Source organism: Flavobacterium erigeronis (assembly GCF_054075165.1).
On sequence record NZ_JBSKGP010000002.1, the window covers coordinates 292,522 to 313,769 of the forward strand.

General features: G+C 36.8%; 21 protein-coding genes. 9 read left to right on the forward strand and 12 right to left on the reverse strand.

Translation table 11 applies throughout. The features are described from left to right. Positions 1-15 precede the first annotated feature (15 nt). Complete coding sequence (locus ACWA1F_RS05275; RefSeq protein WP_456892187.1) at positions 16-1,173, forward strand: MalY/PatB family protein; 1,158 nt, start codon at positions 16-18, stop codon at positions 1,171-1,173. A gap of 90 nt (positions 1,174-1,263) precedes the next feature. On the opposite strand, the gene ACWA1F_RS05280 is transcribed toward ACWA1F_RS05275, so the two are convergent. After that, on the reverse strand, positions 1,264-1,935 hold the full coding sequence (locus ACWA1F_RS05280; protein ID WP_456892189.1) for a YceI family protein: 672 nt from the start codon (positions 1,933-1,935) through the stop codon (positions 1,264-1,266). Between the two features lie 520 nt (positions 1,936-2,455). Between ACWA1F_RS05280 and ACWA1F_RS05285 the strand changes: the two genes are divergently transcribed. Beyond that, positions 2,456-3,568, forward strand: a complete 1,113-nt coding sequence (locus ACWA1F_RS05285) for an NAD(P)-dependent alcohol dehydrogenase (RefSeq protein ID WP_456892191.1) — start codon at positions 2,456-2,458, stop codon at positions 3,566-3,568. Positions 3,569-3,671: 103 nt separating this feature from the next. Further along, positions 3,672-4,238 carry an NADPH-dependent FMN reductase gene (locus ACWA1F_RS05290; protein ID WP_456892192.1) on the forward strand — a complete coding sequence of 189 codons (567 nt, stop codon included), beginning with the start codon at positions 3,672-3,674 and terminating at the stop codon, positions 4,236-4,238. 74 nt (positions 4,239-4,312) lie between these two features. Here ACWA1F_RS05290 and ACWA1F_RS05295 read toward each other — a convergent pair whose 3' ends face one another. After that, entirely contained in the window at positions 4,313-5,200 is an 888-nt protein-coding gene (locus tag ACWA1F_RS05295) for a helix-turn-helix domain-containing protein (RefSeq protein ID WP_456892194.1), read from the reverse strand. Between the two features lie 249 nt (positions 5,201-5,449). Between ACWA1F_RS05295 and panB the strand changes: the two genes are divergently transcribed. Both panB and ACWA1F_RS05305 read left to right on the forward strand, forming a co-directional pair. Further along, a complete protein-coding gene (gene panB, locus ACWA1F_RS05300) occupies positions 5,450-6,271 on the forward strand; it encodes a 3-methyl-2-oxobutanoate hydroxymethyltransferase (protein ID WP_456892196.1) in 822 nt (273 codons plus the stop codon). A gap of 51 nt (positions 6,272-6,322) precedes the next feature. Next, positions 6,323-6,934, forward strand: a complete 612-nt coding sequence (locus ACWA1F_RS05305; RefSeq protein ID WP_456892198.1) for a Crp/Fnr family transcriptional regulator — start codon at positions 6,323-6,325, stop codon at positions 6,932-6,934. Between the two features lie 30 nt (positions 6,935-6,964). On the opposite strand, the gene ACWA1F_RS05310 is transcribed toward ACWA1F_RS05305, so the two are convergent. The 10 genes from ACWA1F_RS05310 to ACWA1F_RS05355 all read right to left on the reverse strand — a co-directional run bounded on the left by ACWA1F_RS05310 (position 6,965) and on the right by ACWA1F_RS05355 (position 15,722). Beyond that, a complete protein-coding gene (locus tag ACWA1F_RS05310; protein WP_456892200.1) occupies positions 6,965-7,639 on the reverse strand; it encodes a hypothetical protein in 675 nt (224 codons plus the stop codon). Between the two features lie 22 nt (positions 7,640-7,661). After that, positions 7,662-8,528 (reverse strand): alpha/beta fold hydrolase, encoded by an 867-nt coding sequence (locus ACWA1F_RS05315; RefSeq protein WP_456892202.1) that lies wholly within the window; start codon positions 8,526-8,528, stop codon positions 7,662-7,664. A 279-nt stretch (positions 8,529-8,807) separates the two neighbouring features. Further along, positions 8,808-8,897 (reverse strand): 6-phosphogluconolactonase, encoded by a 90-nt coding sequence (locus tag ACWA1F_RS05320; protein ID WP_456892204.1) that lies wholly within the window; start codon positions 8,895-8,897, stop codon positions 8,808-8,810. Positions 8,898-8,908: 11 nt separating this feature from the next. Further along, positions 8,909-9,124: a 6-phosphogluconolactonase gene (locus ACWA1F_RS05325; RefSeq protein WP_456892206.1), complete on the reverse strand. Its 216-nt coding sequence runs from the start codon at positions 9,122-9,124 to the stop codon at positions 8,909-8,911. Between the two features lie 128 nt (positions 9,125-9,252). After that, on the reverse strand, positions 9,253-10,788 hold the full coding sequence (gene zwf, locus ACWA1F_RS05330) for a glucose-6-phosphate dehydrogenase (RefSeq protein WP_456892208.1): 1,536 nt from the start codon (positions 10,786-10,788) through the stop codon (positions 9,253-9,255). A gap of 17 nt (positions 10,789-10,805) precedes the next feature. Then, complete coding sequence (gndA, locus tag ACWA1F_RS05335; protein ID WP_456892210.1) at positions 10,806-12,218, reverse strand: NADP-dependent phosphogluconate dehydrogenase; 1,413 nt, start codon at positions 12,216-12,218, stop codon at positions 10,806-10,808. 82 nt (positions 12,219-12,300) lie between these two features. Further along, the gene (gene hxlA / locus ACWA1F_RS05340) at positions 12,301-12,939 is read right to left on the reverse strand and encodes a 3-hexulose-6-phosphate synthase (protein WP_456892212.1); all 639 of its coding nucleotides are present in this window, start codon (positions 12,937-12,939) and stop codon (positions 12,301-12,303) included. Positions 12,940-12,977: 38 nt separating this feature from the next. Further along, positions 12,978-13,544, reverse strand: a complete 567-nt coding sequence (gene hxlB / locus ACWA1F_RS05345) for a 6-phospho-3-hexuloisomerase (RefSeq protein ID WP_456892214.1) — start codon at positions 13,542-13,544, stop codon at positions 12,978-12,980. Positions 13,545-13,829: 285 nt separating this feature from the next. After that, positions 13,830-14,717: an AraC family transcriptional regulator gene (locus tag ACWA1F_RS05350; protein WP_456892216.1), complete on the reverse strand. Its 888-nt coding sequence runs from the start codon at positions 14,715-14,717 to the stop codon at positions 13,830-13,832. Between the two features lie 330 nt (positions 14,718-15,047). Then, entirely contained in the window at positions 15,048-15,722 is a 675-nt protein-coding gene (locus ACWA1F_RS05355) for an SDR family NAD(P)-dependent oxidoreductase (RefSeq protein WP_456892218.1), read from the reverse strand. Positions 15,723-15,876: 154 nt separating this feature from the next. On the opposite strand from ACWA1F_RS05355, the gene ACWA1F_RS05360 reads away from it, so the two are divergent. The 4 genes from ACWA1F_RS05360 to pta all read left to right on the forward strand — a co-directional run bounded on the left by ACWA1F_RS05360 (position 15,877) and on the right by pta (position 21,171). Then, positions 15,877-16,602 (forward strand): IclR family transcriptional regulator, encoded by a 726-nt coding sequence (locus ACWA1F_RS05360; protein ID WP_456892220.1) that lies wholly within the window; start codon positions 15,877-15,879, stop codon positions 16,600-16,602. 601 nt (positions 16,603-17,203) lie between these two features. Continuing rightward, positions 17,204-17,764 (forward strand): DUF6252 domain-containing protein, encoded by a 561-nt coding sequence (locus ACWA1F_RS05365; protein ID WP_456892222.1) that lies wholly within the window; start codon positions 17,204-17,206, stop codon positions 17,762-17,764. Between the two features lie 175 nt (positions 17,765-17,939). Beyond that, entirely contained in the window at positions 17,940-19,013 is a 1,074-nt protein-coding gene (gene corA, locus ACWA1F_RS05370; protein WP_456892224.1) for a magnesium/cobalt transporter CorA, read from the forward strand. Between the two features lie 64 nt (positions 19,014-19,077). Continuing rightward, the gene (pta, locus tag ACWA1F_RS05375) at positions 19,078-21,171 is read left to right on the forward strand and encodes a phosphate acetyltransferase (protein ID WP_456892226.1); all 2,094 of its coding nucleotides are present in this window, start codon (positions 19,078-19,080) and stop codon (positions 21,169-21,171) included. Positions 21,172-21,248 lie beyond the last annotated feature (77 nt).

Sequence of the window (21,248 nt, forward strand, 5' to 3'; positions counted from 1 at the left end):
CCGAAACTTAAAATTATGAAATATAATTTTGATGAAATAATACCACGTAAAGACACTGATTCCATTAAATGGGATGAAGCTCCGTTTGGAGAAGTACTGCCGATGTGGATTGCAGATATGGATTTTAAATCGGCACCGGAAATTTTGAGGGCTTTGCAGCAAAGAGCAGCTCATGGAATTTTTGGCTACACGGCAATACCCGAAGCATTTTATGCCGCCATAATGAAATGGTGGAAAAAAAGATATGGTTTTACCGTTGAAAAAGAATGGATTGTACCGGTTTCAGGAGTTATACCGGCATTATCTGCGGCCATACAATCATTATCAAAAACAGGCGATAAAGTCATCATACAAGCACCAGTTTACAATCATTTTTACAGCAGTATCGAGAACAGCGGACGTGTTGTGATCGAGAATAATCTGCTTTACAATAATGGTGAATATACTATCGATTTTGATGATTTAGCACAAAAAGCAGCTGATCCAAAAGTCAAACTTTTGATTATCAGTAATCCGCATAATCCTGTGGGCAGAGTCTGGAAAAGGGAAGAATTACAAGCCATTGGCGATATTTGTTTGCAACATAATGTTGTCATTATTTCAGATGAAATTCATGCCGATTTGGTTTTGGCAGGAAACCATCACCTTCCTTTTGCTTCGTTGGGCGAAAAGTACAGCCTTAATTCTGTGACGTTGAGTTCACCTGCAAAAAGCTTTAATCTAGCGGGATTGCAAGCCGGTTATTTTTTTACCCAAAACGAGCCATTTCGCTATGCAATTCAATCCTCCTTTCAGTTGATGGGAATAGAATTACTTAATATATTTGGCATCACAGCACTTATTGCCGCTTACGAAGAATCAGAGCAATGGCTCGATGCTTTAAAAGATTATCTCTATGATAATTATCTTTTCCTGACACAATTTATAAATTCAAATCTTCCACAAATCAAAGTTACACCTTTAGAGGCGACTTATCTGGTTTGGCTTGATTGTACAGCATTAGGGAAAACAGCAGATGAATTATCGCATCAGCTTCTTGAGGAACAAAAGTTGTGGATCAATTCAGGTACGATGTATGGTGCTTCGGGTGAGGGCTTTTTAAGAATCAATATTGCAGCTCCAAAAATTCTATTAGAAATCGGACTTGAAAGACTGGTAAGAGGATTTTCGTGATTTTTTTTAAAATAATATAATATAAAAAAAGGCGGCCTCATTTTTTAGGCGGCCTTTTTTAAGAATAATAATTAACTTTTACTTTTATTTTTATTTTTTTCCTGCCGTTACATTGATACCAATCTCGATATCTTTACTGATCATCCATTCTGCTGGATCGGCTTCAGATGCTCCAAATTTGATATCCCAATCTGTACGGTTAACTGTAAATTTAGCTTGCAATGCTGCTGTTCCGTCTGTTATAGTTACTTTTGCAGGGAAAGTCACATTAAGAGCTTTACCTTTAAGAGTAAGATTGCCGCTTACGGTTTTATTAGCACCTTCCACAGCATCTTTTGCCGGAGTATCTAAGGCAGTAACACTGGTAATTTTAAATGTAGCTGTTGGATTTTTTTCAACATCAAAAAAGTCAGCGCTTTTCAGATGGGCTTCTAATTCTGAATATTTTTTATCTTTTTCAGTTACCGATGCCGGGTCCACTTTAATAGATTTCATATCGATTACAAAATCACCTGCTGTAAGCTCATTAGCTTCAACTGATACTTCACCTGATGTAATAGCAAGCGTTCCCCAGCGAGGTGCAAAACCTCCTTTATGAAATGCTTTCCAGTCTACTTTGGATGTTTCAAGATTTACGGCTAATACTTCACCTTTTTTTTCAGCAACCTGCTGTTCTTCGCTTGTTGCTGTCTCTGATTTTTTACCACATGCTGTTAAGAATAATGTAACAGCAGCCAATGTTAAAACACTAATTTTTTTCATTTGTTTACGTTTTAAAAGATTATTAATGACTTAGTCCTTCATTAATGCAAAGTTCATTTATTAGAAAAGGATGTGGTTATACTAATCGGAAATTTAGTGATAATTTAAGGAAAAAACTACATCAGGGATTTCTAAATTGATTTCTTAGGATAATAAAATAGAATAATGTTATTAATTTCCCTTTAAATTCTAATACTGCATATAAATTTACTGCTGTTTATTTTAAAAAACAGGGACAGCAATTTGTAAATCTTTACCACCTGAGATTAAGTGTACTTCTTAAACTAAATTAAGAGTATTTCTTAAATTAGTTTAAGGGCTTATCTGGATAATAATAAAGAACTTTGATAAATGATGAGACGGATTTTTATCCCACCTTATACTCATTTTGCACAGATGCTGTTCTTTTAAAAGTACAGTCCTTCATTTTAAAAGCACGCATCTTTTTACTTATTAGTTGAATTAAAATATATTGGTATTATAAAATATACCAGATTTAGAAATCTTAAAATATAAATTTATGGAAATTACAGCAGCAGTCGTTGGTGCAAAAGGCAGTGATTTTGAGCTTAGTAAAGTTCTGCTTGACGAACCAGGTTCAGAAGAAGTATTAGTTAAAATTGTGGCAACCGGTATTTGCCATACCGATATGGTAGCACGTGATTTTATCATGGGTTCTCCAAATTTTCCGGTAATCTTAGGTCATGAAGGAGCTGGGATCATAGAAAAGATTGGTGAAGATGTTCACCATCTAAAGGTGGGTGACCACGTAGTTCTTACTTACGGATACTGCGGAGAATGTGAGATATGCCGAAGCGGTACGCCGGCATACTGTTATGAATTTTTTCAGAGAAATTTTTCAGGAGCGCGTGTAGACGGTACCCACAGCCATCATGACCACAATGATAATCCAATTAATGATAATTTCTTTTCACAATCTTCTTTTGCAACTTATTCTATTGCTCATAAAAATAACGTGATTGCGGTGCCTAAAGATGCGCCTTTAGAAATTTTAGGTCCATTGGGATGCGGTATACAGACAGGATCTGGAGCCATAATCAATACACTTAAAGTAAAAGTTGGAAGTTCGGTGGTCATATCAGGTACAGGAGCAGTAGGTCTTTCTGCAGTTATGGCCGCAAAAGCATCCTCTGCAACAACCATTATTGCTGTGGATATTAATGATGAGCGTTTAGAATTTTCGAAAGAACTTGGCGCGACTCATACTATAAACAGCCTTAATGAAAATGTTCAGGAGCGTATAAGGGAAATATTACCAAATGGTGTGCAATATGCTGTAGATACTACAGGACGTAATGAAGTTATTAATAATTCGCTTGCTGTTTTGGCTCCTGTTGGCGAAATTGCTGTAATTGGTGTAGCTACAAAACCATTACAGCTGGAAACTAATATATTTTTAACAAAAGGTTACAAAATTAAATTTGTAAATCAGGGGGACAGCGTGCCTCAGGAATTTATTCCTAAATTGATAAAAATGTATCAGCATGGCCAGTTTCCATTTGACAAGCTTATAAAAACATATCGTTTTGAAGATATCAATCAGGCGGTTGAAGATTCAGAGAAAGGAAGAACTATTAAATCTGTTCTTCTGATAGGTGATTATAAAGGATAATTAATTAAGAATCTGCCGGGTAGCCGGCATTTTTTTTGTAAATTACATAGTAATAAAACTATTCAAAGAAAGAAATTGAAAATTAATAATTAAACACTGCGTCATGAGTAAAGTAATTGGTATAATCGCAGGAAGCCTGCGTAAAGAGTCGTTTTCTAAAAAATTGGCTAAAGCCGTTCAGGCTATGGCGCCTGAGGGATTTGACTTTAGAATAATCAAATTGGATGATCTGCCTGTTTATAATCAGGATTTTGACGATAATAATGAAGTACCGCCTGCGTATGCAACATTTAGGAATGAATTAAAGCAGCTTGACGGCTTTATATTTATTACACCAGAATATAACAGATCTGTTCCCGCTGTGCTTAAAAATGCGCTGGATGTTGGATCGCGTCCGTACGGAAAAAGCGTTTGGGACGGCAAGCCGGGAGCGATTTTTAGTAATTCACCCGGTGTTGTGGGAGGTTTCGGTGCTAATCATCATTTAAGGCAGAGCCTTGTGTTTTTAAATATTCCTGTTATGCAGCAGCCTGAAGTCTATCTTGCTAAAATTAATGAGTTATTTGATGAGAGCGGATCTATTAAGGAGGGCACTACAAAAGACTTTGTCAAAAAAGCTGTCGATGCCTATACAGAATGGTTCAATAAAAACAAAAAACAGCCTGATTGATTATCATTTCTGCCTGTTTATCAGGAAGAATCACTTGGGACTTTTACTATTGCATTGGTAAAAGTCCCATTTTTTTAAATTTTTCGGTAGGCAGTCGGTGAAATGCCTCCATATTGTTTAAAGAAACGGCTGAAGTGAAATTGATTTTCAAAATGAAGCCTGCCTGCAATCTCTTTGACAGACAGTATATTTTCACTCAGCAGTACTTTTGCTTCCAGTATTACTATTTCAGTAATAAACTGCCTGGCCGTTTTACCAGATGAACGTTTAAGGAGCTGGGTAAGATACTTTTCATTTACATTTAGTTTTTCTGCATAAAAACGAACCTCTCTATGCGAGAGATAATGCTGCGACAGTAATTTTATAAATCTGTAAATAAGACCAGTTGCTACTTGATTCTCTGCAGGTATTTTATCATAATACTGGCTTACCTTTAAAAGCAGTGCCCTGAAAAGATTTTGTATGATTTCATCATCCTTGCGTGTGGATGAATTACTCATTAGAAGAGTACTAATTATCTGCGTTAATTTAATGAATATGGCATTGTCGGTCTGGGTTACTTTATTTAAGGATGCGAGTCCTTCTTTTAGAAAGCCCGTTACATTAAAGTATTTTCCAAGTATTCCTGATTTTTCGAGAAACGGTGTTGTAAAGAGAAGTGAAACAAAGTGTGCTCCAATATCCTCTGATATTATTTCGCGAATAGCATATGGTGGAATAATCAGTATCTGTTTACTGCTTAATTCATATTCGAATAAATTTACCTTTATTTTTAAGCTTCCTTTAATAATAAGGATTACCGAGAAATGGCCTGATCTAAAAGGTTTTTTATATATAAAATCACTGCGATGCTGCAGAGAATCATAAATAAGCAGCTCCTCTTGACTGTCCTTTAGCCCAATATCGTATCTGATAGAGGGGATCTCTAAGTTTACATACGCGTTTTCGGCATGGTCGCTCATAAATAGTTTAGGTATTTTTAATGTCTAAAATCTGCTGATTAATTTAATTACTAAGATTAAAGCAAAGGTATTCATATTTACAAATAAAATTACTTTTAGGTATGATTGTTTGCTGAATTTAAAGGATTTTATTTAAAATAGTTTTTTCTTTATTTATAAATGTATCTTTTAGATATGTTATAACTTCTTTTAGACATTGCAGGTGCCAATTCAAAAAAGCAAATTTGCTTCTTTTTTAATTCAATAATTATGTCAGTAACTACAGAGTCTAAAAGTAAAAAGGTTACCGTTGCGGTAATACGTAAAATGAAACATACAGGTGAGAAGATCACAATGCTGACCGCTTATGATTATACAATGGCCAGCCTTTTGGATAAGGGAGGTGTAGATGCTATTCTGGTAGGTGATTCAGCGGGGAATGTCATGGCTGGTTACGATACTACACTGCCTGTTACCCTGGATGAAATCATCTATCATGCTGGCAGTGTGCGCCGTGGTATCAAACGGGCACTTCTTGTTGTGGATATGCCTTTTGGAACGTGCTGCGGCAATCCCCTTGATTCCTTAAAAAATGCAGTTTCCATTATGAAAGCAACAGGAGCCGAGGCATTAAAAATCGAAGGTGGCGAAGAGCTCCTGCCTGATATTAAAAAAATTATAGATGCAGGTATTCCTGTCATGGGTCACTTGGGACTTATGCCGCAGTCCGTACATCAGTATGGAGGTTTCGGACTTCGTGCTGAATCAGAAATGGAGGCTGAAAAGATCAGGCGTGATGCAATGCTTCTTCAGGAAGCCGGCTGTTTTGCCATAACTCTGGAGAAAGTACCATCCGCTCTTGCCAGAGCCATAGGGCTGTCACTTTCAATACCGGTTATTGGTATTGGAGCAGGGGATGGAGTAGACGGCCAGGTGCTGGTCGTGCAAGATATGCTGGGAATGAATAATGATTTTAAGCCTAAATTTGTTAGGAAGTATGCTGATTTGCAGGGCATTATTACAGAAGCAGTAAAAGGCTATGTCAGCGATGTGAAAAGTCTTGAATTTCCTTCAGAAGCGGAATCCTACTAAACTTTTTAAAATACGGTTCACATTTCTTATATTTACTTCATAAAGCATATTATGGATACTAGTAAAGCATTAGCGGATAAAGAATCCCCCGTGGAGCAGTTAATTCATTTTTTTAATGGGTATTTTGCCCTTGATAAAAAGGAATCTGAAGAGGTCGTTCGTCTTTTCTCACAAAGAAATATCAGGCGAAAAGGATATATCCAGCAGGAAGGTGATATTTGCCGTCATTATTTTTTTATTGTCTCGGGCTGTTTTAAAATGTTTGCCGTTGATCCTGCCGGGAAAGAACACAATCTGCAGTTTGCCGCTGAGAATGAATGGATAAGCGACCTGCACAGTTTTTACGCCCAAGTGCCAAGCCGCATGTATATAGAGGCGGTAGAGCCTTCGGTAGTGCTCCAAATACAGCATGATGACCTGCTGTACTTATTTATCAATTACCACAAATTTGACCGTAATTTCAGGATTATTACCGAGCGTAAGTACATCAATTTTCAAAACAGAATCCTGCAGAATATCAGTTCTACGGCTGAGGAACGTTATATAAGCTTTACCAGTGATTATCCTGCTTTGGTTAACAGGATTCCTAATACGCAAATTGCATCTTATCTGGGAATCACTCCAGAATTTCTTAGTAAAATCAGAAAAAAAATTGTTACTTAATATTTATTTTTGATGCTGAAACTGCCCTTTTTATTCTTTAGAAATTACAAGATCTTTAAAGAATCCCTCGGTTCCTATGTCTACAAAAAGGCCAAGCGCACCTTTAGCAGCCTTACCCAGTTTAAGATCATTTACGATTAAAGAAGGTTCTTTACGTCCATCCAAATATAGTTTTGCCTGCTGTTCCTTAACTACAATTTTAATAGATATCCATTTGTTAAGTTGCATATCCTCATATGATTCATAAACTCCAGGTGCGGTTTTTCTGCTTTCTGTAAATTTAAAATCGGGATAAGCAAAATATTGTGTTGAGCGGTTTCTGCGAAGCTGGTCATTTGACATGGCATTTGCCGGCCTTAGATAAATGGCTTCAAACTTAGAATTATTTTCATTAATATGAAAAGCTATACCTATAAAGCCACGGGCATGAGAAGGGGCAGTTTTTAGAATTCTGCTTAACACTTTTACTTCAATAGTACCCTGGCTGAATTCAATATTATTGATTCTGGCGTAAGTCGCTTCATCATCAGCAATTATTGCTGAATCTTTGACTGCCCTTATCACCTTACTTCCTTTCACTTTACTCTGGGAAAGATAAACTCCGACAGGTGTGAGGTTATTATCATTAAGTTTTATTTTCTGTGAAAATAAAAAAGACGGGCTAAAAAGCAATGTAAGGATCGTATATTTAAGAATATTTATCATATTAATTATTTAGCTTCACAATTTAATGCTCTAAAAAAAAGTGTACTGCAGGCCATGCAGCAGGCCATTTTTCCAGAAAGGCACCATGACCTGCACCTGGTATGACACTCAGCTGTCCCTTTGGAAGAAATTTAGCGGCACGGGCGGCATGCTCAACAGAAACAAAATTATCATGATCGCCTACCATTACCAATACCGGACATTTGATTGTGCTGAATAATTTTTCATCTGCTACAAGTTTAGTATTGAACTCATTCTGAACACGTGTAAATAATTCCTGCAGTTTTTTGGGATCGGGCATAAGAGAGAGCTGCTGGTCCAAAAAAGGTTTGTCAAGTGCAAAAGCCTGCTCGACAGTAATTGCGTTTGCAGGATCGCCTGGATGTCTTTCTGCTGCCCCTATAGCCACAAGTTTTTTTACTTTTGCAGGATAAAGGCTGGCAAGCATATACCCGGTATACCCGCCATCACTAAATCCTATTACTGTTGCACTATCTTTAGTAACCGCATTGAGCACCGCGGCAGCATCACCGGCTTTTAACTGGTAGGTATGAGGCTGATTTCCCATTTCTGATTTCCCATGCCCTCTTGTAGAAATTGCTATTACCTGATGATTTACTTTAAGGCTGTCGATAAAATGATACATTTCAAAGGTAGATCCAAATATTCCGCCATGCAGTATCACAACAGGTGCGCCCTTGCCATAAAGTTCATAATAGATTTTGGCATCACCAGAATTTACGTAATGCCCGACTACGCCATTATTGCCGTATGGGGTTGTTTTTTCAGGTGCAGGAGCTCCCTGAAGTGCATACCTCATTTGTTTAGGCTGCTGCGCATATAATGATGCAGAGAAAATCAGTACTGCAGATAAAAGTAAATTTTTCATAAAATTAATTTATAATTATGCAAATGTAGTGCTGTGAGGATCAAATGGCGAATAACATACTTCAAGAAAAATTCTTAAACTATATTAAGAGTCAGGTATGCTTTTGGTTATTAAACATGGCTTGTGTTTCTTTTAATACTATTTATGAGTCTTTTGATGCGTAAGCGGAAATCCAGCTTAAACAGGTTTTTATTTTGTTTCTGAAATGAGCTGTCAGGGTAATAAGATTCATATTTTGAGATTTTAGATAATAGGCGGATACCCATTTCGCATTTTCTTTTAAAACCCCTGATCTGGAAAAAGTGAAGCAGTATGGCCATCGTCTCCCATTCTTAAAAATATAAAGTCAAATTTTCCGTCCTCTCCCAAAACATTTCTAATTAATTGCTCATATTAAAAGGCATATCTTCAGGTGTCACATCAGACTTGTACATTGGAAATATATTTGCTTTGGGTACGTTTACATGATTTAAAAGGAAATCATAAGACATTTTTGCGTTGATCATATCATCATCCATCGGCACCCATCGCTCGTCACCCCAAAATACAAAAACCTTATTCCAGTTTATTTTTTCCTTGTAGGGTGCTGCAGCCAAAAGTTTGTAAAAAGCAGCAGGATGTGCCTCCTGTAAGGGCAGCTACAAATTGGCAGCGCTGTTGTATTGCATTTTGTGCTGCAGAGGAAAAAATTTCAGTCGCATGTATATTTATCTCTTCCTTATTGTTAAAAATACTGATCATCTGTTACTTTTTCTTTGACTTCATTATAGGTATTCGATATCCAGGCATGTCCCTGACGTGCAAGCAAGGCATCTGCCTGATGGGGGCCCCAGCTGCCGGCCTCATATTTATGCAGGTTTAATAACTTATCATTTTCCCACGCCTGCTGAATTGTTGTCACTACGTCCCAAGCTTCTTCGACCTGATCTGAGCGCATAAATAAAGTAGGGTCTCCAAGCAGCGCATCAAGTATCAGCGTTTCATAAGCTTCCGGCGATTTGGCCGAGCATGAGAAGTAGTCGAAGACCATCTCAGCTGGTTTGAGCGATAAGGAAAGCCCTGGCTTTTTAGTCATAAACTGCAGTCTTATATCCATTGCTGGCTGAATGTTTATAATTAAGCGGTTTGGCATTAAACCTTCTTTTCCAAAAGAAAAAGTAGAATGGGGAACAGGCCTGAACTGAATTACGACAGAAGATTGTTTTTCCTTCATTCTTTTACCGGTACGAACATAAAAACGCACACCCTGCCATCTCCAGTTGTCCAGATAAAATTTCATGGCCACAAAAGTTTCGGTAGCAGAATTTTGATCAACGCCGTTTTCCTGAAGATACCCCTTTACAGGCTTTCCTTTAATTGCACCATTATCGTACTGGCCTCTGACGGTATAATGTTCGACTTCCTGAGGTGTAATCCGGCGGATCGATTTTAAAACATCGGCTTTACGGTTTCGTATTTCATCTGCCTGCAGTGATGTAGGAGCTTCCATGGCAACCATAGTCAAAATCTGCATCAGGTGGTTTTGTATCATATCCTTTAGTGCACCGGCATCCTCATAAAAGCCGCCTCGATCCTCAACCCCAACTTCTTCTGCAACGGTGATTTGAACAGAATCAATGAAATTACGGTTCCAAAGAGGCTCAAACATTGAATTACCAAAGCGGAAGGCTAGGATATTCTGTACCGTTTCCTTACCCAAATAATGGTCTATACGGTATATTTGTTCTTCCTTGAAGGTCTGCGACAATAATTTGTTTAACTGCACTGCTGAACTTTTATTGTAACCGAAAGGTTTTTCAACAATAATACGGTCCTGATCAGCATTAGAAGCTAGGTCTAATCTGTTGATGTTATTTGATATCGCTGCAATAAAAGATGGCGCAATGGACAGGTAAAAAAGCCTGTTGGCGCGCTTTCCAAATGCCCCGTCTGTACGATCGATCTCTTGTTTTAAGGCCTGATAAGATTCTTCCTGATTAATATCATTTTGCAGATAGGTGATGTGGGAAGCGAATTGCTTGTAATTTTCCAGGGAGTCTATTTTATTTCTGGAAAATGCTGTCAGATTTTCATTGACATAAGTGCGAAATTGCTCATCGGAGCTTTCAGCCCTTCCCAATGCTATGATCTTAAAGTCTTCAGGCATACGGCCATCAAGGTAAAGATTGTAAAAAGCAGGGAAAAGCTTCCTTTTAGCAAGATCACCGGTTGCTCCAAAAACAATTATGATGGCTGGCTTTATAGTATTGACGTTATTCATTTTACTGCGTTTAAAATTTAGTCATTCCACTCCGTGTGGAATATACCCGGACGATCAGTACGTTCGTAAGTATGTGCCCCAAAGTAGTCGCGCTGTCCCTGTATAAGATTTGTAGGCAGATACTCTGATCTGTAAGCATCGAAATATGCCAATGAGTTCATGAGCCCTGCTACAGGAATGCCTTTTTGAACTGCTGATTGGATGGTATTTCGGATGCTCATTTGATTATTATTCAGTGATGAGACTATATTGTCATCAAGGAGTATATTTTGAAGCTCCGGATTTCTCAAATAGGCAAGTCTGAAATCTTCCAGAACCGCGGCACGGATGATACAGCCGCCACGCCAGATTTTTGTAACTGTTTCAAGGTTCAGCCCGTAATTGTACTCTTGTGAAGCTTTGGTCAGCAATGCCAGTCCCTGAGCATAAGTGATTAATATAGAAAAATGCAATGCGCCCATCAGTTCCTGCATAACCAAAGTCAGGTCAGTACTGCTTTGAGGTGCAGCAGTCCAAACCAGCTTTTGTGCAGCGAGAATTCTTTCGGGTTTGTTTTTGGACATATCTCGCATGGCCACAGCAGCATCTACCGTAGCCAGGGGTACCTGCAGGTCCATTGCATTTTGAGAGGTCCATTTTCCAGTTCCTTTAGATTTTGCCCAATCCGAAATAACATTGATCAGCTTTTTTCCGTCAGCATCTGTTTTTGTAAGGATTGCTGCTGTGATCTCAATTAGGTAGGATTGAAGTTCGGTGCCATTCCAGTATTCAAAGGTTTTTTGTATGGTATTGTCGTCCATATTGTAGCCTCGTTTCATAAGATCGTATATCTCTGAAATAAGCTGCATGATCCCGTATTCAATACCATTATGAGCCATTTTTACATAGTTGCCTGCCGATCCGTTACCCAAATAAGCTACACATGGCTCACCATCTACTTTAGCAGATATGGCTTCAAAAACAGGACGCAGTCTCTCATAAGCTTTTCTGTCGCCGCCTGGCATTAGGCTTGGACCAAATCGTGCCCCTTTTTCACCTCCGGAAATTCCCATTCCAAAAAAATGAATCCCTTTGGATGATAATTCTGTGAACCTGCGGTCCGTATCGGTAAAGTAAGTATTTCCCCCATCGATAAGGATGTCGCCTTGATCAAGGTAGGGCAGCAGGTTCTCAATAGCATTATCTACAGGTTTTCCGGCAGGTACCAGCAGCATGATTGCCCTGGGCTGCTTGATGAGTGAAACAAATTCCTGTACTTCTGTTGTGGCTTTAATGAGCTGTTGTGCGTCTGCCTGTTTGGCAAGGGACAAAACTTTTTCTGTATCTAAATCCAGGCCTGCAACAGCAAATTTCTGATCGGCAATATTTAGCAGCAGATTGCGGCCCATTACACCTAAACCAACAATGCCAAAATCAAATGTATTGTTCATAATGGTTATAGTAATCTAAATTTATTATTGAAAAATTAAGGCTGGAATCTATAGATATATTCCAGCCTTAAAGAATAAAGTATTATACAGTTACACTGTTTATAGCATCTTTTAATGCTTTTGCAGCAGCAGCCGGATCTTCAGCGCCATAAATTGCACCACCTGCTACAGCTACATCTGCGCCTGCGGCTATAACATCTTTTATTGTATCGATGTTTACACCACCAGCAACAGAAAATGGAACTTTTGCTTCTCTTCCTTCACTGATCAGTGTTTGTACAGAGTACCCAGGCAATGCCTGCTCGTCAAGACCTGCGTGTAATTCAACAAAAGCTACTCCAAAAGCAGTTACTTCTTTTGCTCTCTGCACTCTGTCTTTAACCCCAATAGTGTCAACGACTACTTTTCTGCCGTATTTTTTTGCTGCTTCTACCGCTCCTTTGATGGTTGCATCATCGACAGCCCCCATAACTGTTACAAGGTCAGCACCAGCTTTGAAAGCCATTTCTGCTTCCAAAGCACCGGTATCGGCAGTTTTCATGTCTGCAAAAACCAATTTGTCAGGAAAGGCTGCTTTCATAGCCGTTACCACACTAAGGCCTTCTGCTTTAATAAGGGGCGTACCCAATTCTATAATATCTACGTAAGGTGCTACTTTTGCTGCAAGTTCTAATGCTGCTTCTGTAGTAAGTAAATCAATTGCGACTTGTAATTTTGTCATGTCTAAAATGTTTAAAAAAATTAATTGTAAAAAAAAAGTTATTCAAGGTTAGCGTGTTTAGGCCACAGGTCTTCTTTGGTTAAACCAGATTCCTGCCAAAGGCTCATAAAAACGCTTTCGAGTATAAATAATGTAAATTGTTCAAAAAGGCTTCCTGCATACTGGTCAGAAACCGATACGCCAAAGTCTGTTTTTGTGGCAGCATTAATCAGCACAATATTTGCTGCTAATTTCGCCAGTGCGCTTTCTCCATCGGCGGTAATGGCTACAACTCTCGCTTTTTGTTTTGCTGCTTTTTCTACCGCAGATAAAACTGTTGAAGTTGTACCGGATCCCGATGCTACAAGCAGCATGTCACCTTCAAGGATAGCCGGGGTAACAGTTTCGCCAACTACAAATACACTGTAGCCTAAGTGCATAAAACGCATTGCAGCCATTTTTAATGCAAGTCCGCTTCTGCCGGCTGCCATTACAAAGATCCGGTTGGCTGATTTAATATTGCTGGCCAATACATCAATCTGCTGAGGGTCGACCTGGTCTGCTAATTTTAAGTTTTCCTCTAAAATTTTGTGCAGGTTTTCTTTTATCAAACTATTGAAATTCATATTTTATTATTTAAAAATAAGCGTATAAATGCCTCCTATCATTCAAATAGCTTACCCTTTAGACAGGGTAGATGAATGATACTGGTGCGATTTTCTGATTATGGATATTGCCAGTTTTACAGGCAGGTTTGAATTATAATTTTAATTCCTGATCAGTAGAATTAAACAAAATAATTAAGCTGTAGTGCCTGTAAGGCAATAAGAATTTGTACATCTTTCAAACAGTAGTGTTTTACTGATGCAAAGATAGGACAGGAGAAAAGGATGGATGTTATACAAACAGGACTATGCGGTATAAATTTGCGCCAGTTCGTTTTGAAGATCTGTTGGAGTTTCTTTTAGTTTAGCCTTTACAAATTTATTAAGGGCAGAGGGAGAGCTGAAGCCCAGATCAAATGCAATTTCTTTATGTGAGAGGTGAGAGAATAATAACTGTCTTTTGATCTCAGTAAGAATTCTGTTATGTATGGCGTTTATGGCAGTTTCGCCACAGTGTTTCTTAGTTATTGCATTGAGTTTTTTAGCGCTGACCGCAAGCTCCATTGCATAATACTGGACGGTGCGCTGGGTTTTATACTTCTGGTTCAGTAATTTTTTGAAAGCGATGTAAAGATGCTGGTTTGTCAAAGCTGACTCCTGATTGAGTACAGGGTGCTGTCCATGAACGGATTCAATAAGACCCAGCAGGAAAATTTTAATGTAAAAACGTGCCTGTTCTTTCCTGACAAGGCTTGGAATATTGTATATGTCGTGAATGTTCTGAACAATGGGAAGCACCTGTTCGAATTCGGGCTTTGAAAGTGCGGTGCAGTTAAGGTGTGCCGACAGATTAACGTTGTAAGCGCTTAGTTCATTTTTAAGTATGTCCGAACAAAATAATACTTCTTCAAACAAAATGATCTTCCCTTTAAGATCATTGCTGTAATTGGAAAGAAAGTGTATCTGTTCAGGAAATGCAATTGAGATTTTACCTGAGTTTAATGCATAAATTTTATCCTCAATATGCATGTTGATATTTCCCGATTCGACTAAAATAATACAGAAATGATCCTTTTTATGGGGCTGCAGATATTGTTCAATATTGGCTTGGGTCAAGTCAAAAACCCGGAATGACAAATTCGTATCTTCCAATTTTTGAATATTTTTCTTAATTTCTAACCGCATTAAATCCATATAATATTTTTGTGTTATTGAGCTGGCAACCCTCAAGAGGGTAAACCAAATTGTTACTTTTTAAAAATTAGGTTTGGCCATACTAATGAAGCACTACTAATTCAATTAAAAAAGGAAACGACAAAAGTACGCTTTTCTGATTTTTACAGGAATGACCCAGTTTAAGAATTTATCTTAAACTACATTAAGAATATTTAAGACTGGCTTTGCGCAGAAAGGAATAAAAATTAAAACCCGAAACAGTAATTATTTCAGGTTTTAATTTCATGAGGTGAAAATGAGATATTGAAAATATCATATTTTATAAAAGAAATCTATTCTTATTAGCCCTTAAAATTCTTCAACAGCGTCCAATTCGATATTCCAGAATTTTCCTGTCTGGGTGTTTTTAGTAATTGCTTTGTAGATGCCATTTACCGATTTCTCAAGAGTTACTGGAGCTGTATCGCCTCCCATTCTGGTTTGTACCCATCCTGGATGCAGCGGAGTAACACGTATATTTTTATCTGCAAGCCTTTGGCTTAACATAACTGCATAAATGTTTATTGCAGCTTTTGACATTCTGTAAGCAGGTGCATTGGGAGATAGATTACGAAGAAGTGCCATTGCTGTTGATAAAAATACGATCTGGCCGCCATCTTGTATAAACTCTATAAATGCTTCTGTAAACAGCACAGTTCCGGTTGTATTTGTAGCAAATGTTGCATTCATTAGTTCCTGAGTAGGAATTTCATCTCGTAAATCCAGACCAACCCCTGCATTGTTTACCACACAGTCTAATTTAATCCCAAGTTGTTTAACCTCTTCAGCTGCTTTTTTAATGCTTTCTTCAGAACTTATATCAGCTTTAATAACAGTCAGCTTGGGATGTGAAAAATCGGCAATTTCTCCTGAACGTGTTATAGCAATCACTGCTGCACCTTCTTGTAATAATTTTTTGGTAAGAGCAAGACCTATACCATTGCTTGCACCGGTAACCAGTGCATTTGTAATCGGATTATTCATATGTTGTGTTTTTGTTAGTTCCGCTGCAATTTTGCAGAGCTTATTTTAATTACTTCCATTAAAAAAATGGTATATGATTCAAATGTATTAATTTTTCGAACTTTTACTGAAGAGTAAAATATAAAATGTAAATTTGTTCGTTATATGTGAACTTATGAATCAATCGGTAAAGAAAACATTTCAGATTCTAGAATATATAGCATCAAACGGCAATTTTGTAAGGCTGAATGATGTTGCACAGGCATTAGACCTAAAGAAGAATACTGCCCATGGGTTTTTGGATAGTCTTAAACAGCTAGGATATTTAGAACAGGATGATATTACTCCCAGATATAAAATAAGTTCAAAAATAGAATGCCTGTATATTCCATCATTTTCACGAAATGAGCTCAAGCAGGAACTTCGCCCGCTATTAGAGAAAATATCCAGTCTAACAAATGAGTCTTCCTATCTTGCTGTACAGATGGGATCATATTACAGGCACGAACTTAAATGCGAGCCCAACAGGGCTGTGAAAATTACCCTTAACATGGGAAAGGATTACGAAATGACAACTACAGCTATAGGTAAATGCTTCCTAGCTTATTCGGAGCATTTACAACTAAGCCTTAGTAAAGATTATGAAAAAGAAGATTTTGCCATTATGGAAAAAGAAATTATAAATATCCGCAGCAGAGGCTATGCTCTGGATATAGAAGCCTATGACCCCGATCTTAATTGTGTTGCGATCCCTATATTCTATAAAAACAGACCTATTGCGGTTCTTTGTGTTTCAGGACCTTCATTTCGATTCAAACAACCGCAGTTTCGGGAAAGTCTGCGCATAATGGATTTGGTTTTAAAAGAACATGGAAAATATGAGAATAGAGTTATTATTTAAGTCATTTAATTAAATGATATCTGACTCAACAATATGAGCTTGTAAAAATTACTTATAGAAAAGCCGCGTGATGTATTTTAAAATGAAGCACTTATTTTGAAACTGTTTTAATGTTAAAGTCGCTAATTATAAGTTTCTGTTTGCAACATAGTTATAGATTTATAATATCTTAATTGAATCAATTTCAATCTCAATCGTCTTTTGCCTATTACTAATATCCTGAATGGGTGTTGATTAATTACGTCTTTTCTTAGATTCGGAAACTTTTGAGTTCCAACGAGTGGACAAATCTTTAATTTATTAGTCAATTTACTTATTATTTTGTAGATTTATTTGTACCATATTTGTACCATTGCCTGGTAATGTGTTGCTATATATAGGTTTGTTACTTTTGAAGAGGTAAAATAATTCTTTAGTATTAAGCAATTAGTACAAAAGTATTAAGATAGAAAACCGAGTCAGAAATGACTCGGTTTTTTTGTGCTAATTTTTTATATCAATTAGACCTAATACTATTTAATTTTTTGAAATGAGGTTTTCCGTATGTTTTTTAAGGTTTTTACTATTTATTTTGTCGCAACTAAAATCAAAAATAAAACCTATGAAAAAACTATTAAGTATTGGATTATTATCCTTATCAGTATTGTTTGCAAGTTGCAGTAGTGATGAAAGTGAAGAAAGCAGCTTGGATGGCTCAGTTACAGCTACAATAAATGGCAATGTATGGAAAGCTACAAAAATTACCAGCGTTACTTTAATAAAAGTTTCAGGTGGTGGTCAGCGTTTTGATATAAATGTTGAAGATAAGTCGCAAATGATTCTATTAGCCTGCGAAAGTGAATTAACAGCAAAAGATTCTATGCCGCTCAAAGAATATACTTTTACAGATGAGGATAATGATGTTGATACTCCAATAGTAAATAGTGATGCATTATTTCTAAATTATTATTTAGTAGACGGAAATTCTTATGGTGAGCATTTTCCTAAAACAGGAAAAATAACAATTACAGCTATGGATCCTGAGAAGAAAACAGTTTCTGGTACATTTAGTTTTAAAGCGGAGAAAGTAGGTGCTTTGCAAACTAAAATTGTAACCCCAGAAGTTTTCGAAGTTACAAACGGAGTTTTTAAAAATTTGCCTTATACTGTTTATGCACAATAAATAACAGAAAAATTTTACAGTAAACCGAGTCAGAAATGACTCGGTTTTTTTATGCCAATTATTTTAATGTAAAGACGCACGGCAGTGCGTCTAACGTCAGTTTTTCCACAAACTGACAATTGTCATTTCTTGTTCAAATTCTTTTTCGTAATATTACTATTGTAAATTTCCATGAATGAGAAAGATCAAATATAAGAAAGGGCGCAAGCTGCAACCCATTACTTTAGAGTATACTGGCACGCACAAAGATCACGAAACTGAGATGCAACTTTTTGTCTATAATGACGAAGATATTGTCGAATACGATAAGTTTACAGTCTTGGCTTTAAATTCTTGTTTTGATTATACTAAAAACAATTGGCTCAACATTCATGGCCTTCACGATATCAATCTTCTTAAAACAATCGGTGCACATTTCAAATTAGATGATTTCCTTCTTGCCGATATTTTAAACACTACCAAAAGAACTAAATTAGAAGAACAGCAAGATGTTTTGTTCTTCAATATAAAATCGCTTCTTCCTTCTGAATATTCAGATAATATAAGTGTAGAACAATTGAGTTTTATTTTGAAAGACGGAATCTTAATTTCCTTTCAAGAAAAGCGAAGCGATTTCTTTACGCATATTCGGGAGCGTTTGCGTACGCATGCAGGAATTGTCAGAACCAAAAAGGTAGATTATCTCTTGTATTTGCTTTTGGATGCTGTGATGGAAAATTTCTACATTACATTGGAAGATGAAGAAGATAAAGTGGAAGAATTGATTAATCTGACTAAGCAAGGTGCCAAACCTGTTATTTTAGAAAAAATTGAAAATCATCGAGATAATCTAAATTTTCTAAAACGTTCCATTGTGCCACTTCGAGACTCGCTTTATTATCTGAAAACGAAAAAAGATGATGACGAAGATAATGGGCTAATTCAGAAAGAAACATTCAATTTCTTTATCAGACTGCATCAAAAAAGTTTAGAGCTTTTAGATCAGATAGAATCAGATATGAGTGCGTTGGAAAGCGCTTCTAATTTTTATTTTTCGGAGCAAAGTCGAAAAATGAATGAAATCATGAAAACCCTAACTATTATTTCGGCGATATTTATACCGCTTACTTTTATTGTGGGAGTCTACGGAATGAATTTTGAGAACATGCCAGAACTCAAAACGCAAAATGGCTATTTTGTAGTTATGGGTGTTATGTTTTTGCTGGTAATAGGGCTAATCATCTATTTTAAAAAACGACGCTGGTTTTAGCACTGTTTTGCAGTTTTAGAATTTGATTTTGTAAATTTGTTATTTAGAATAAATATAAATAATTATGAGTAAAGCAATATATATAGCCACTAGTGATCACAATAGCGGTAAATCGATTATTACGCTCGGTTTAATGAGTATATTAATTGGTAAAACAGCCAAAGTAGGGTATTTTAGGCCTATTATCGAAGACTTTGTTGATGGTGAGGTAGACAATCATATTGAGACGGTTTTATCGTATTTTAACTTGGATATTAAGTTTGAAGATGCCTATGCAATCACCAAAAGCAGACTGATCAAGAAAAAGAACAAAGGTAAAATAGGAGAGGTTCTCGATTTAATTATCGAAAAATATAAAAAACTAGAAGAACGCTTCGATTTTGTTTTGGTTGAAGGAACAAGTTTTACAGGAGAAGGAACTTCGATCGAATTAGATTTGAACGTTTTAATTGCTAAAAATCTCGGAATTCCGACCATAATTGTAGGTTCAGGAGTTGGTAAAACCTTAGAAGAACTTTTAGACAGTTTGTATTTGGTTTACGATTCTTTCAAAGTAAAAGAGGTTGAAGTTTTATCGGTTTTTGCCAATAAAGTGCAGCCAGAAAATATTGAGCTGGTTACAAATAGCTTGCAAAAAAGTCTGCCATCCAATGTATTGATCAATACAATTCCGCTTATTTCTAGTTTGAACAATCCGACCATGCAAGAAATTGTAAACGAATTGAATGCAAAAGTTTTGTTTGGAGAGAATTACCTAAATAATGAAATTGGACATTACAGCGTAGGGGCAATGCAATTGCATAATTATTTGGTGCATTTGCATGACAACGCTTTAGTAATAACTCCAGGAGACCGTTCAGATATTATTTTAGGGGCTTTACAAGCTAATGAATCGGCTAATTATCCAACCATTTCAGGAATTATCCTTACGGGAAATATCGTTCCAGAAGAAAGCATTTTAAAGCTTATCGAAGGACTTTCAGCCATTGTGCCAATTATTGCTGTCGATGGCGGAACGTATCACATTACAAATAAAATTGGCTCTATCAAATCGGAGATTTATGCTAATAATACCCATAAAATTGAAACCTCGATAACAACCTTCGAAAAATACGTGGATAATGATGCCTTATCAGAAAGATTAATCACTTTCCAAGCAGAAGGTATGACGCCAAAAATGTTTCAATACAATATGGTTAAAAGGGCTAAACAGCATAGAAAACATATTGTTCTTCCAGAAGGAAATGATGATCGAATTATCACGGCGGCATCGAGATTGCTTGATATGGATGTGGTGGACATTTCAATTATTGGAGACAAAAAACAAATTGAAAGTAAAGTTGTAGAATTAGGAATTACTCTTGATTTTTCTAAAGTAAATATCATTAATCCTAAAGAATCTGAACTTTATGAGGATTATGCCAATACGTATTATGAGCTTAGAAAAGCGAAAAACGTAAGTATCACAATGGCAAGAGATTTAATGGAGGATGTTTCTTATTTCGGAACGATGATGGTGTACAAAGGGCACGCAGACGGAATGGTTTCTGGCGCGGCACACACGACTCAGCATACTATTTTACCAGCACTGCAATTCATTAAAACGAAACCAAATTCATCTGTAGTTTCTTCGGTGTTTTTTATGTGCTTAGAAGACAGAGTTTCTGTTTTTGGAGATTGCGCTATTAATCCAAACCCTACGGCAGAACAATTGGCAGAAATTGCAATTTCTTCTGCAGAATCGAGTTTAGCATTCGGAATTGAACCAAAAATTGCGATGCTTTCATATTCTTCTGGATCATCTGGAAAAGGTGATGAAGTAGATAAAGTAAGAACGGCAACTGCAATTGTAAAAGAAAAAAGACCAGACTTAAAAATCGAAGGACCAATTCAGTACGATGCGGCAGTTGACTTAAGTGTTGGAAAAAGCAAAATGCCAGATTCTGAAGTCGCGGGACAAGCAAGCGTACTTATTTTCCCTGATTTAAATACAGGAAATAATACGTATAAAGCCGTTCAAAGAGAAACTGGAGCTTTGGCAATTGGGCCAATGTTACAGGGCTTAAACAAGCCAGTAAACGACTTAAGCCGTGGCTGTACAGTTGACGATATTATCAATACAGTTGTAATTACGGCTATCCAAGCACAGGGAATGTAGTTAATTATGAATTATAAATTATGAATTTGTTTGCTGTGAAATTGCTTTATTTCATTTTGAATTCGTGATATAAAATA